The 12820-nt window shown below is 34.4% G+C and carries 13 protein-coding genes; 4 read left to right on the top strand and 9 right to left on the bottom strand.

Annotated elements, in window-relative coordinates:
* The first annotated feature begins 10 nt into the window (after positions 1–10).
* From EKM01_RS13300 to EKM01_RS13285, 4 genes are all read left to right on the top strand, one after another.
* Positions 11–793 (top strand): alpha/beta fold hydrolase, encoded by a 783-nt coding sequence (locus EKM01_RS13300; RefSeq protein WP_126768635.1) that lies wholly within the window; start codon positions 11–13, stop codon positions 791–793.
* Complete coding sequence (locus EKM01_RS13295) at positions 786–1556, top strand: 3-hydroxybutyrate dehydrogenase (RefSeq protein ID WP_126768634.1); 771 nt, start codon at positions 786–788, stop codon at positions 1554–1556. Before EKM01_RS13300 ends, EKM01_RS13295 begins: the two co-directional genes overlap by 8 nt.
* Before the next feature lie 40 nt (positions 1557–1596).
* Entirely contained in the window at positions 1597–2307 is a 711-nt protein-coding gene (locus EKM01_RS13290) for a CoA transferase subunit A (protein ID WP_126768633.1), read from the top strand.
* Between the two features lie 161 nt (positions 2308–2468).
* The gene (locus EKM01_RS13285) at positions 2469–3128 is read left to right on the top strand and encodes a 3-oxoacid CoA-transferase subunit B (protein WP_126768632.1); all 660 of its coding nucleotides are present in this window, start codon (positions 2469–2471) and stop codon (positions 3126–3128) included.
* A gap of 168 nt (positions 3129–3296) precedes the next feature.
* Here EKM01_RS13285 and EKM01_RS13280 read toward each other — a convergent pair whose 3' ends face one another.
* The 9 genes from EKM01_RS13280 to EKM01_RS13240 form a co-directional block, all read right to left on the bottom strand.
* Positions 3297–3593, bottom strand: a complete 297-nt coding sequence (locus tag EKM01_RS13280) for a hypothetical protein (protein ID WP_126768631.1) — start codon at positions 3591–3593, stop codon at positions 3297–3299.
* 189 nt (positions 3594–3782) lie between these two features.
* The gene (locus EKM01_RS13275) at positions 3783–4607 is read right to left on the bottom strand and encodes a thymidylate synthase (protein WP_126457450.1); all 825 of its coding nucleotides are present in this window, start codon (positions 4605–4607) and stop codon (positions 3783–3785) included.
* A 12-nt stretch (positions 4608–4619) separates the two neighbouring features.
* The gene (locus EKM01_RS13270) at positions 4620–5924 is read right to left on the bottom strand and encodes an amidohydrolase family protein (protein ID WP_126768630.1); all 1305 of its coding nucleotides are present in this window, start codon (positions 5922–5924) and stop codon (positions 4620–4622) included.
* Between the two features lie 153 nt (positions 5925–6077).
* On the bottom strand, positions 6078–6707 hold the full coding sequence (locus EKM01_RS13265) for a bifunctional nuclease family protein (RefSeq protein WP_126452972.1): 630 nt from the start codon (positions 6705–6707) through the stop codon (positions 6078–6080).
* A 138-nt stretch (positions 6708–6845) separates the two neighbouring features.
* Positions 6846–7826, bottom strand: a complete 981-nt coding sequence (locus EKM01_RS13260) for an electron transfer flavoprotein subunit alpha/FixB family protein (RefSeq protein WP_126457448.1) — start codon at positions 7824–7826, stop codon at positions 6846–6848.
* A gap of 103 nt (positions 7827–7929) precedes the next feature.
* On the bottom strand, positions 7930–8676 hold the full coding sequence (locus tag EKM01_RS13255) for an electron transfer flavoprotein subunit beta/FixA family protein (protein WP_126452978.1): 747 nt from the start codon (positions 8674–8676) through the stop codon (positions 7930–7932).
* Between the two features lie 109 nt (positions 8677–8785).
* Entirely contained in the window at positions 8786–11341 is a 2556-nt protein-coding gene (locus EKM01_RS13250; protein ID WP_158616104.1) for a carboxypeptidase-like regulatory domain-containing protein, read from the bottom strand.
* 92 nt (positions 11342–11433) lie between these two features.
* Positions 11434–12120, bottom strand: coding sequence for a GLPGLI family protein (locus EKM01_RS13245; protein WP_126554960.1), 687 nt, complete (start codon positions 12118–12120; stop codon positions 11434–11436).
* Between the two features lie 68 nt (positions 12121–12188).
* Positions 12189–12449 carry a hypothetical protein gene (locus tag EKM01_RS13240; protein WP_126554962.1) on the bottom strand — a complete coding sequence of 87 codons (261 nt, stop codon included), beginning with the start codon at positions 12447–12449 and terminating at the stop codon, positions 12189–12191.
* Positions 12450–12820: the final 371 nt, after the last annotated feature.

The raw sequence follows: 12820 nt of genomic DNA, 5'->3' as shown, positions 1-12820 counted from the left end.
ACTTTAAAAAATGACAGTAATATCTGTAAATAAAATAGACATTGATTATAAAGACTCAGGTAGAGGTGAAGTTCTGGTTTTTCTTCATGGACTGGGTTCTACCAAAAAAGATTGGGACTTTCAAGTCCCATTCTTTTCAAACTATTACCGAGTTATTTGTTTGGATTTAAGAGGCCATGGAAAGACGTCCATTCCCATAAATGAATTTGGAGTGGAGTATATGTCAGAGGATGTGATTCAGCTTTTAGATGCTTTAGGCATTGATAAATTCACGCCAATTGGCTATTCTATGGGTGGTGCTGTGGCATTTCAATTGGCCTATTCCTATCCTGAAAGAATAAATAATTTGGTTATCGTTAATAGCGGTCCCGATTTTAACAAAATGGGAAAAATAGGAGAAGAATTAATTGCAAATAGAACGGCCTTTCTAAAAATGAATGGATTGGATGCTTTGGCCAATGAAATTGCAAATAATATGTTTCCGGAGCCCCAGCAAGTTGATTTTCGAAGGTCATTTGAAGAACGCATCAAGCAGAATTCTGTTGAATCCTATTATAATTCCTTTATAACATTAATGAATTGGGGATTAGGAGATAAAATTAAATCAATCAAGGCCCGAACTTTAATTGTTGCATCCGATATGGATTATACACCAGTTTCCTTCAAAGAAGACTATTCGGCCAATATGCAAAACGCAAAGTTAAAAGTCATAAAAAATTCGAGACACGGGATTGTAGTAGATCAATGGGAAGCCTTTAATCAAGAATTATATAATTTTCTTTCTCATGAATAAAGTAGCATTAATTACCGGAAGTACCAGTGGTATTGGATTAGGAATAGCGGAACATTTTGCCAAAAATGGTTACGATATTATGTTTCACGGCTTAGAATCTAATGGAGCACAAATTGCAGATGAAATTAAAAATAAATACCAAGTAAAGGTTGCTTTCTCGAATGCAAATTTGAAGGATTCAAAAGAAATAGAAGCATTAGTTGCCCAAACTATTGCTGTTTTTGGAGCATTACATGTCTTAGTTAACAATGCGGGTATTCAATATGTTTCCCCAATTGAATATTTTCCAAATGCGGTTTACGAAGATATTATTGCTATTAATATGAATGCCACTTTTTATGCTTCAAAAGCAGTTTGGCCTCAAATGAAAAAGCAAAATTTTGGAAGAATCATTAATATTTCGTCGGTTCATGGATTAAGAGCATCGGAATATAAATTAGCTTATGTCACTGCAAAGCACGGAGTCATTGGTATGACAAAAGGAATTGCGCTGGAAGGAGCTCCCTTTAATATAACTTGCAATGCCATTTGTCCCGGTTATGTAAAAACGCCACTTGTGGAAAAACAGATAAAAGACCAAGCAAAAGCACATCAATTAACAGAATCAGAAGTGGTAGAAAAAGTAATGCTCAATAAACAAGCCGTGAAAGAATTTGTTGCCATCGAAGCAATTGCCGATATGGCGCTGCTATTGGCCAAAGAATCTTCTAAAACGATGACGGGTTCAGCTTTTACAATAGATGGCGGCTGGTGTGCTCAATAATGAAAATCTGAGGATAAAATATTTATAGAAAAAGACTCTTATGATTAATAAAAAATGTAATACGATTCAGGATGCCTTATCGGGAATTCAAGACGGTATGACGATCATGCTGGGTGGTTTTGGCCTTTGTGGAATTCCAGAAAACAGCATTGCCGAATTGGTAAAAAAAGAAACCAAAAATCTTACTTGCATTTCTAATAATGCGGGCGTTGATGATTTTGGGTTGGGATTTCTGCTGCAACACCGGCAAATTAAAAAAATGATTTCTTCTTATGTAGGCGAAAATGTAGAATTCGAAAGACAAATGTTGTCTGGGGAGCTCGATGTGGAACTTGTGCCTCAAGGGACTTTGGCCGAAAGATGTCGAGCTGCACAAGTTGGAATTCCTGCCTTTTTTACTCCGGCTGGATTTGGTACAGAAGTAGCTGAAGGAAAGGAAACCCGAGAATTCAACGGAAAAAGGTACCTTATGGAACATGCTTTCAAAGCTGATTTTGCCATTGTAAAAGCTTGGAAAGGCGATGAAGCAGGAAATTTAATTTTTAAAGGAACGGCTCGAAACTTCAATCCTTGTATGTGCGGAGCCGCTAAAATTACGGTTGCCGAAGTTGAAGTATTAGTACCTGCGGGAACACTGGATCCCGATCAGGTTCATATTCCAGGGATTTTTGTGCAACGTATTTTCCAAGGAGAAAAATATGAGAAGAGAATAGAGCAGAGAACGGTTCGTGAAAATAATCAAACAATTTAGCAGTATTTCAATATAACAATTAATAAAAAGATGAAAGCCTAAAAATTCAAATTAATAAATTAGGATTAATAGTTTACAAAATCCTAAGCACTAGTAAAAATAATAAGTAACAGTTGTCAAAATTGATGTATTGTTATATTTGTAAATTGATATATTAAGATATGGCATTAGGTAAAGAAGATATTGCAAAACGAATTGGCAAAGAATTAAAAGACGGTTATTTTGTAAATTTAGGAATCGGGATTCCCACTTTAGTGGCTAATTATATTCCGGAAGGGATTGCTGTTGATTTTCAAAGTGAAAACGGAGTTATGGGAATGGGACCTTTTCCTTTTGAAGGGGAGGAAGATGCCGATGTGATTAATGCAGGAAAACAAACCATTACTACTTTGCCAGGAGCTAGCTTTTTTGATTCGTCTTTAAGTTTTGGGATGATTCGCGGGCAACACGTAGATTTAACGATTTTGGGAGCAATGGAAGTTTCTGAAAAAGGGGATATTGCTAATTGGAAGATTCCAGGTAAAATGGTAAAAGGAATGGGCGGCGCAATGGATTTAGTAGCTTCGGCCGAAAATATAATTGTTGCCATGATGCATGTGAACAAAGCGGGGGAATCTAAAATTCTTAAAAATTGTACTTTGCCTTTGACGGGTGTTGGTTGCGTAAAAAAAGTAATTACAGAATTAGCGGTTTTAGAGGTTACTCTAAATGGATTTAAACTTCTGGAAAGAGCGCCCGGAGTTACGATTCAAGAGATTATTGCGGCCACCGAAGCTGAATTAATAATTGAAGGTGAAATTCCGGAAATGAGAATCTATTGATTTAATTTTAGGGTAACTTATTGTTTTGATAATAATAAATTTGATTTTTTTTTGGATAGTTTGGTTTTTTTTTAAATCCGCTGAGAAGCGGATTTTTTTAGGAATTATTTTATTCTTGCTTGTAAATTTCTATTTTCTTTTTTGAAAGTCTTTGTTGAAGCCATAATTTTAATTTTTTCTTTGAGGCATCAGAGAGATTTGTTTTACTTTGGTAAAAAGAACAGGAACCGTTTTTAAAGAATCGGTACTCGTGCTAAAAGTGTGGTTAGAGATAGACAGATTCTCGATTTCGAGGAGTATTATTTTGACTTCAGATAATATAGATTTAGCGTTATATTGATTCGACAAAAGTTTCTTTTCTAAAGTAGCAATTTTTAGGTTTCTTTCGTTTAATCCTAATTTTTCAAAATTAATCTCATCCGAAACATATTTCTTAAAATCAAAAGTGTCTTGTATGATCTGCAATCTAGTATTCGAAATAGTAGAACTGTTTAATTTTTGATTCAGTTTTTTTAGTTCCGCATCGCTAAATCTTTTATTTAAAAAACCAAGTTCTAATTTTTTAGGATTTGAATTAAATGTTATTTTCTTGTACAGTATGGTGTGTATCCTTTATTTGAAAACTAATTTGGGATGAAAATATTTAACTGTTTATTATACCGCAACACTTCCTTTTATCGCGGCATGAGGTTCATAGCCTTCAAGGGTAAAATCTTCAAAACCAAACGCGAAGATGTCTTTTATATTGGGATTTAAAATCATTTTTGGTAATGGTTTTGGCTCACGGGTCAATTGCAATTCCAGTTGTTCAAAATGGTTGTTATAGATATGTGCATCGCCAAAAGTGTGAATGAATTCACCAGGTTCTAGATCACAAACCTGTGCAATCATCATGGTGAGTAACGCATACGAAGCGATATTAAAAGGAACTCCTAAAAAAATATCAGCGCTTCGCTGGTACAACTGACAAGATAGCTTACCCTCAGAAACATAAAACTGAAAGAACGCATGACAAGGCGGCAAGGCGGCTTTATTGTTGCTTACATTTTCGTCAAATGATTTTGTCGTGTCAGGCAGAACCGAAGGATTCCATGCTGAAACCAGCATTCTACGGCTGTTAGGATTCGTTTTTAACTCTTTAATTAATTCCGATATTTGATCAATTTCTTCACTATTCCAATTGCGCCATTGGTGGCCGTAAACAGGTCCTAAATTTCCATTGGCATCAGCCCAAGCATCCCAAATTTTAACGCCGTTTTCTTGAAGATACTTAATATTTGTGTCTCCTTTTAAGAACCAAAGCAATTCGTAGATAATGGATTTTAGGTGTAGTTTTTTAGTAGTTACCATCGGGAAACCTTCATTTAAGTCAAAACGCATTTGGTAACCAAAGACACTTTTTGTCCCGGTTCCCGTACGATCTCCTTTTTGACAACCGTTTTTCATTACGTGTTGTACTAAATCTAAATATTGCTTCATTGTCTCTTGATTCTATTGTGCGGTAAGCGGTTGTTCGTTTTTATATACTTTTCCGTCTTTCATTACAAATACGACCTTTTCCAGAGTTTTGATCGCATTCAAAGGATTTTCATCCACTGCAATGATGTCTGCCAAAAAGTTTTCTTTGATTTGACCTGCTTCATTTTCAAGCCCTAATAACATAGCATTCGTAATCGTTGCTGATTGTATCGCGGCTAATGCAGGCATTCCGGCTTCAACCATATATCCAAATTCTTTTGCATTTGTACCATGAGCAAAAACGCCAGCATCAGTTCCAAAAGCAATTTTAACTCCTTTTTTATACGCCTTGGCAAAAGTAGCTTTCAGTTGTGGGCCAACTTCTCTGGCCTTTGGAACTACGATGTCAGGATAAAAACCAGTAATTTCTGCATTTTTTTCTACTTCTTTTCCAGCCGTTAAGGTAGGAACTAAATAAGCATCGTATTTTTTCATTAATTCCATTGTCTCTTCACTCATAAAGGTGCCGTGCTCAATGGTTTTTATACCGCCCAATATGGCTCTTTGCATTCCTTCGTCGCCATGGGCATGGGCAGCGGTGAGCATGTTGTAATCTTTGGCTGTTGTGGTGATGGCTTTAATTTCCTCTAGAGAGAACTGCGGATTTTTACCGCTTTTTGCCACGCTCAAAACACCACCTGTAGCTGTAATTTTAATAACATCAGCTCCTTCTTTATAACGCTCTCTCACTGCTTTTACTCCTTCTTCTGGAGAATTGATTACGCCTTCATGTGGACCTGGATCGCCTACCAGTTTTCGGTTGCTTCCGTTAGTAGGATCTGCATGACCGCCTGTTGTAGCAATTGATTTTCCGGCAGTAAAAATTCGGGGACCTTTTACGATTCCTTTATTGATGGCATTTCTTATGGAGATATTTACTCCGGTTCCACCTAAATCCCTCACCGTAGTGAATCCGGCTAGAAGAGTGATTTCGGCACATCGAACGGCTTGAAATGCAACATCAGCTTCGTTGTCTATATATTTTGACATGTAGCTCTTAGTGTCATGTTCGCCTTCTATGTGAACATGTAAGTCAATAAGACCCGGTAAAACATATTTGTTTTTCAGGTTGATCTCAATGTCTTCAGGCTTGACTTTAGCGATAAAACCCTCTTGTACTTTTGTAATTTTGTTTTTAGAAACAAGGATCGTTTGGTTTGTTAATTCTTTACCTGATAGTGTATTTAAAATTTTTCCACAATGCAGATAATAGTCTTGGGATGAGGCAGCTGAACAAATAAATAATGTTGCGAGAAGTAGAAAGTGGTTTTTTTTCATAGCTTATTTTTATCAATTTTATAAAAGAAACATGGTACTAAGTGTTTTTGGTGAATTTAAGTGTATTTATTCAAAAACAAGCGATTCAATCCTTTGAAATTTAGTAACAATCTGATTTCATTTCAATCCTACGGAAAGTAAAAATGGGTACAATTACAATTCTCTCTTTGAGATTTCATCTCTAATTTTTGCGGCTTTCTCATAATCTTCGTGCGACACGGCTTGATCTAACAATTCATTTAATTCCGGCAGACTGTGTTTAGAATAGGTTTCTCCGGATTGATTGCTTTCTTCTTCACGACCAAAAGTGTCCGGATTAGAAAGTACATCGTCAATTTCCTGCGAGTCTTTATTAGGGTCTAAAGGATTTGATTTTAAATAAATTCCGGCTTTGTCCAGAATGTTTTTGTAAGTGAATATAGGTGCGTTAAAACGCAATGCTAACGCAATGGCATCTGAAGTTCGGGCATCAATAATTTCTTCAATTTTATCCCTTTCGCAAATGATACTCGAATAAAAAACACCGTCCACAAGTTTGTGAATAATGACTTGTTTGACTACAATGTCAAATCGTTCTGCGAAGTTTTTGAACAAATCATGTGTCAGAGGACGTGGTGGTTTTATTTCTTTTTCCAATGCTATAGCGATGGATTGGGCTTCAAAAGCACCAATGACAATGGGTAATTTTCGTTCGCCGTCAACCTCATTCAAGATTAATGCGTAGGCTCCGTTTTGAGTTTGACTGTATGAAATTCCTTTTATAGATAGTTTAACTAAGCTCATAATTGATGTAATGGGAAAGTACGAGGTACTTTTTTTAATAAAAATTAAGCAGCAATTATAAAAAAGAAATGCTACTTAAAAGCAAAGATACAAATATCTTGTTTTTAAGTAGCATTTAAATTAATGGGATGCTATAATTTATGAATTGTGAGCTTTAAAAGCTTTAAATTTTTCAATTAATTGTGGTACAATTTCAAACGCGTCACCTACAATTCCGTAATCCGCTACTTTGAAAAAAGGCGCTTCGGGATCACTGTTGATGACCACTTTTACTTTAGAAGAGTTGATTCCCGCAATGTGTTGAATCGCTCCTGAAATTCCAATTGCAATATAAAGGTTTGTAGCTACCGGTTTTCCTGTTTGCCCAACGTGTTCTCCGTGAGGTCTCCATCCTAAATCAGAAACTGGTTTTGAACAAGCAGTTGCAGCGCCAAGAACAGTTGCTAACTCCTCTACCATTCCCCAGTTTTCCGGACCTTTCAATCCACGTCCAGCCGATACTACAATATCCGCATCAGCGATTGAAACTTTTCCAGAAACTTTTTCAACTGATTCTACTTTTACACCAAAATCAGCTTCTCCAATATTTGGGTTAAAATCTTCCTCGGTTAATGTTGAAGGTGTTTCAAAAACCCCATACGAGTTTTTGGCAAGCCCAAGTACTTTTACGTCTGTGGCAATTTCAGTGATATTGAACGCTTTGTTTGAAAAAGCATTTCTTTTTACTTGAAAAGGCGACGTTGAAACTGGTAATCCAACCACATTTGACGCATAGCCGGCTTCTAAAGCTACTGCAACAAGTGAGGAAAGATAAATACTGTCTGTAGTGGATGAAAGTAAAACTAACTTTACGTTTTCTTTTTGGGCGGCTTGTTTGATCACATCAGCGTATGCTTTTGCAGTAAACCCGGATAATTTATCGTTGGTTACTTTTAATACTTTGTCTACTCCGTATTTTGATAATTCCGAAACATCCCCAGCATTTACGGTTACAGCCGTAACAGTGGTTCCTAGACTTTCGGCTACTTTTTTTGCATAGGAAGCCAATTCGAATGCTACTTTTTTAAATTTTCCTCCCGAAGCGTCGGGAGCGTATTCCGCGTATATTAATATTGACATGATTTTTTTATTTTAGTCTTATAAGTTTAAAAGTCTAAAGTCGTAAAGGGAAATTAGTGTAAATTTCTATTCATTTGACTTTTGACATTCAGCTTTATGACAGTTAGATTACTTTTGCTTCGTTGTGTAATAAATTGATTAATTCATCTAAATTGTCAGCAGCAATCAATTTTACGGCTGATTTAGGAGCTGGTTTTTCAAATTTTACTGCTTTTGTATTCACAGCAGCGTCAACAGGCTCCAGTATTGTTAATGCTTTTGTTCTTGCAGTCATGATTCCTCTCATGTTTGGAATACGCAAATCTTTTTCTTCCACCAATCCTTTTTGTCCTCCAATGATTAATGGTAAAGTTGTAGCAACGGTTTCTTTTCCACCATCAATTTCACGAACTGCTTTTACATTAGTTCCATCAACAGTAAGACTTGTACAAGAATTAAGGAAGTTGTATCCTAAAATCCCGGCTATCATTCCAGGAACCATTCCGCCATTATAGTCTAAAGACTCTTTTCCGGCAATGATTACATCGTAACTTCCGTTTTTAATTACTTCAGCAAGTTGTTTGGCTACGAAAAATCCGTCAGTAGGAGTAGCGTTGACGCGAATGGCTTCATTGGCACCTATTGCCAGCGCTTTTCTTAAAGTAGGTTCGGTTTCTGGTCCTCCAACATTCACAACCGTAACGGTTGCGCCTTGTTGTTCTTGGAACCAAATAGCGCGTGTCAAACCAAATTCGTCATTTGGATTGATTACATATTGAACTCCATTGGTGTCAAATTCTGAATCGCCGTTGACAAAGTTAATTTTTGAAGTAGTATCAGGAACGTGACTGATGCAAACTAATATTTTCATACTTATATTTTTTATTATTCGTAATTTCTTTTACAAATTTAAAATATTAATTTGAATAATATACTATGCACGCATAATATTTTTACTTAACTACTACGTTTTCGCTACTTTACAGTTTAAATTTAATATTTAGCAAATAATAACCTGTTAGCGATTGAGAAATTCTTTCTTCTGTGAAATTATCGAATCGAGTTAGCGTAATTTGTTCGTAATTTTTTATGTTCAGAATATCGTACGCTATTAAGCTAATTTCGACTTTTGACTTTGGGGAATTCATACGAAGTCTGGGGCTGAGCTGATAAATTTTGTTGGAAAAAGTGGAAGTGCTTATTTTTTTGTAAGAGAATTTATTTACGAATGATATAGTATTGGAGATTTTAAAACTAGTTTCGATAAAAGGATTTAATATTGAAATGCGACTCTTAAAAAGGACATCTTTATATACGTCTTTTGATACTGCCACTCCGGTTTCAAATTGTAAACTGGTTTGTCTTAATCTTGATATAAACGAAAGATATCCAGAAGTCGATTCTGTTTTTAAATTTTGATTAAGGTTATTTGAAAATAAAATTTTAGAACTGGAAGAATAAGAAGCACTTGCTCTAATTGAAAAGGGAATGAAAGAAAGTGTTTTCTCTGAATAAAGCATCGAGTTAAAACGATTTTCAAAGGGAGCCAGCTGATATTGAATCAAATTTACCGCTGCATCGGCACTGGAGTTATTGGAAATGATATTTGTTGCCTTATAATATGAAAGATTAGAAATAATAGATAATTTTCTTTTATTATCAAAATAGAAATAATCAATTCCTACTTGATTGTTTGGTGACACACTGTTTAATCTAAGATTCACATTTGAGTAAATAGTTCTGTAATCACTAATAACACTGTTTGGTATTAAATTTTCTGCTTGTGTGAGGCTGTTGTTTCTGGAAAAAGATAATTTGATGTAATGATTGGAACTAAAGTCTGTTTTTAAGCTTATTTTGGGTGTAAATAACCACTTTGTATCGGTTGAATTGTCCATTTTAAATTGAATTCTGGAGTAGGATAAAGCAGATGAGAATGTCGTTTTGTCCGAAAATTTAAATTTAGTTTGTAATCCAAAACTTTGAACGCTGTTTTCTGTGATTATGTCATTTTCAAATTGCGGAAATTGCTCTTCAGTACTTTTATAATTATCTTTTCTTGAAGAGGACTCCATGAAAAGTGAGTTAGCTGTCTTTTTTACGTTGAAGGTATAATTGGCATTCACATCGATATTATTCTTGTTTAAGTCGCTATTCTGAATAATTTTGTTTGCATTATTCTCAAAGTTCAAAGCTAAAAAAGGAAGGTTGGATTCGATATTTAAAAGGTTTGATTTTTTGAGAATTTGCTGTTTCAAAGAAAAATTAAAGCCGCTGTTATTTTCGAAAAGTGTAGCGAAATTCAATTGATGATTAAATGTGTAATCTGTTAGTTCTGTCGCGTTATTTAATTGGTTTGCGTTGTTGTCAATTTCAATTGAATTGGTTTTACTTATGCCCGAAAAGAACCCTTTATAACTGATTAATGTTTTTTCATTTGGTTTAGTGGTAATGTCTATAGAGGAATTAGTGAAAACGGTTTCTTCAGTACTATATCTGCTGTCTTTATTGGAGAAAACACCAGAGTTGGACGAGTAGAATTGCGTATTTGACTGTTGTTCTATTTGATCTACACTGTTAAAAATCGAGTAAAAGTTTACCTGCGTTTTTTTATTGGGCGAATATTTTAGATTTAAACCAGTGAAATAGGAGGATCGTTCTTTCACATTATTGCCAATAGTTAAAAACCGAGGTAAATCATCATTTTTCGAAAATGTGGTTTCACCAATGGTACCTTCTTCTTTTTGGTTTGTAAATTTGGTATAATCGTCAATGTTCATGGAAAGTTCCCCCGTATTATTGGAATCGCTAATCAGACTAAATAACGTTTTTTTGCTAAAATTGAATAGTGTGGCGTGTACTTTATATTTGTTATCGCCAGCTCCCGCGGATACGTTTCCTGTAAGTTTATTTTTGAATTGTTCTTTGATGTTGATGTTTAAGGCAGTAATCTCAGATTTATTGTTTTTTTTAATAGTCTTAAATTCAGTATAGTTTTTTATTAACTCAATATTTTTAACCATTTCAGCAGTGATGTTTTCGGTGGCTATTTTTTGTTGGTTAATAAAAAATTCCTCTCCATCAATTAAAAGTTTGTCTACTTCTTTTCCATTTGCTTTGATTTTGCCTTGAGAGTCTATGTCTAAGCCGGGTAATTTTTTGATGACATCTTTCAAAGTTTCTTCGGTACCATTTAGAAATTTTTCAATCCGGTATCTTAGTGTGTCGCCAATTTCGGTCATTCCGGCAGCTTCGTTCTTAATGATTACATTGTCTAGATCAATTTTGTTTTCTTCTAATGTAATTTTGCCTATGTCTAACAAATTATTTGTTATTTCAATTTCCTTTGTGAAAGACTTTAAACCCAAATAACTTATTTTAAGGATATATAAACCTTTCATGTCTACCACTAGGCGAAAATTTCCTGAAGTGTCAGAAAAGGAAAAAGCGAAAATTTCATCATTTTTAATATCTTTTAATTGTACAGTTGCCTGACTTATTGGTTTACTGGAGATGTCCACGACTGAACCGGTCACGTTATTTTGAGAAAATATAGGTACAGCAAACAATAAAAAAAAGCAGAGAAACTGCTTTTTTAGTGAACAAATATCCTGAAAAAAATGAATCATTATTTGTTACTTTGTTTCAAATAGTCACTGAAACTCATTTCTGTAGCCCTGTTGTTAGGTTCTTCGATAGGTGTGTTTTCTTTGCTAAAAACCAATTTGTCAAGAGTTAAAACTGTAATGTCACTAATCTCCACTTGTATTATGAATCCGGGTAAGCCGCTGTAGTGCATGGGTCCATCGTTAATAGGTATATCTTCAGTGTACCAAGCAACGATGGATTGATTGGAGTTGAATGTGGTATTGATTGTTGTTGCTTTTTTACAAACATAACCGTTAATAGTTTGGGTTTCGCTAATTAATTTCCAGTTAAATACGGGTAATGATTCTTTTATGTTTATGTCCTTGTTATCTTGGGTAAAAACAACTTTTAATTTTTTTAAGTTAAAATCTTTATATCTAATAAAAGACGAAGGTCGACTTATGGACGATGTTGTTTCGTGTTTTATTCCATATTTTTCAATATAGGTTGTGTCAATTGAGGATTTTTCGTTAGAAATCAAATTTTGTATTGATTTATTTTCTGAATATAGATAGGAAAAAATCATTGGTTTAAGTGCTTTGTCAGAAAGTGTTGTCTCGTCTCCAATTCCTTTAATTGGTCTTTCTATAAGAATAGCCTTTAGAGTTTGTGCAGTTGCAAAATTAAAAAACAATATAAGTACGATTGAAAAATAATTATAATTCATATGTAGTTTGATTAAAAATACGAAAGGGAGTTTCACCCTTTCGTATTTGTATATTTAAAATGTTCGGTTTATTCAGCCGCTAAGGAATACCAAGTGCAATGATAAGTAGTAGTAACGGTTGTTACGCCATTTAAACCATTATAACTTGTAGATTCTGAGATTTTATAGCAAAACCAAACATCTTTCTCTTCTAAAGTGTTCGTTTTTGTATTTTCTTCTCTTGTAAATTGTAAATTTTCAGTGTTGCTAAAAGTTTTTGACTCGTTATTGGCTACCGCTAATCCAGAAAAAGCAATTAATGCAACTGCTGTAAATAATAATTTTTTCATAGTATAATGTTTTAAGGTTATACTTGCTAAATAAAAAAAAAAAAAACAACTCTTGCAAGAAAAACTTGATTTTTTTATGATGTTTAAATTCAAGGCAGTTATGTTTTTAAAATCGTTTAAAATCATTTGTTACTTCTACTAAAACTATTATACTAAAAGAATTAAGGTTTATTACATCGTTTTCGTAGCCCGGATAGCAGCGGCATCCTTCTTGTGGCTCCTTTAGCCACAGGAAGATACAGCGGAGAGCCGGAAATAGCTCCTGAAAATTATCGCTATAAATCCTGAATTAATTTAGAGTAATTTATGCTTTTAAATGATATTAAATATTTATTTTTGCTTTTCGAAAATTATCCTTCGACTGCGCTCAG

Source organism: Flavobacterium sp. RSP46 (assembly GCF_003984825.1).
Lineage (GTDB): Bacteria > Bacteroidota > Bacteroidia > Flavobacteriales > Flavobacteriaceae > Flavobacterium.
The sequence above is the reverse complement of the archived record's forward strand: the minus strand, read 5'-3'. Positions and strand labels throughout refer to the sequence as shown.

Coding starts and splice junctions, on each gene's coding strand:
- EKM01_RS13300 (WP_126768635.1), top strand. CDS start 11: ATGACAGTAATATCTGTAAATAAAATAGACATTGATTATAAAGACTCA.
- EKM01_RS13295 (WP_126768634.1), top strand. CDS start 786: ATGAATAAAGTAGCATTAATTACCGGAAGTACCAGTGGTATTGGATTA.
- EKM01_RS13290 (WP_126768633.1), top strand. CDS start 1,597: ATGATTAATAAAAAATGTAATACGATTCAGGATGCCTTATCGGGAATT.
- EKM01_RS13285 (WP_126768632.1), top strand. CDS start 2,469: ATGGCATTAGGTAAAGAAGATATTGCAAAACGAATTGGCAAAGAATTA.
- EKM01_RS13275 (WP_126457450.1), bottom strand. CDS start 4,607: ATGAAGCAATATTTAGATTTAGTACAACACGTAATGAAAAACGGTTGT.
- EKM01_RS13270 (WP_126768630.1), bottom strand. CDS start 5,924: ATGAAAAAAAACCACTTTCTACTTCTCGCAACATTATTTATTTGTTCA.
- EKM01_RS13265 (WP_126452972.1), bottom strand. CDS start 6,707: ATGAGCTTAGTTAAACTATCTATAAAAGGAATTTCATACAGTCAAACT.
- EKM01_RS13260 (WP_126457448.1), bottom strand. CDS start 7,826: ATGTCAATATTAATATACGCGGAATACGCTCCCGACGCTTCGGGAGGA.
- EKM01_RS13255 (WP_126452978.1), bottom strand. CDS start 8,676: ATGAAAATATTAGTTTGCATCAGTCACGTTCCTGATACTACTTCAAAA.
- EKM01_RS13245 (WP_126554960.1), bottom strand. CDS start 12,120: ATGAATTATAATTATTTTTCAATCGTACTTATATTGTTTTTTAATTTT.
- EKM01_RS13240 (WP_126554962.1), bottom strand. CDS start 12,449: ATGAAAAAATTATTATTTACAGCAGTTGCATTAATTGCTTTTTCTGGA.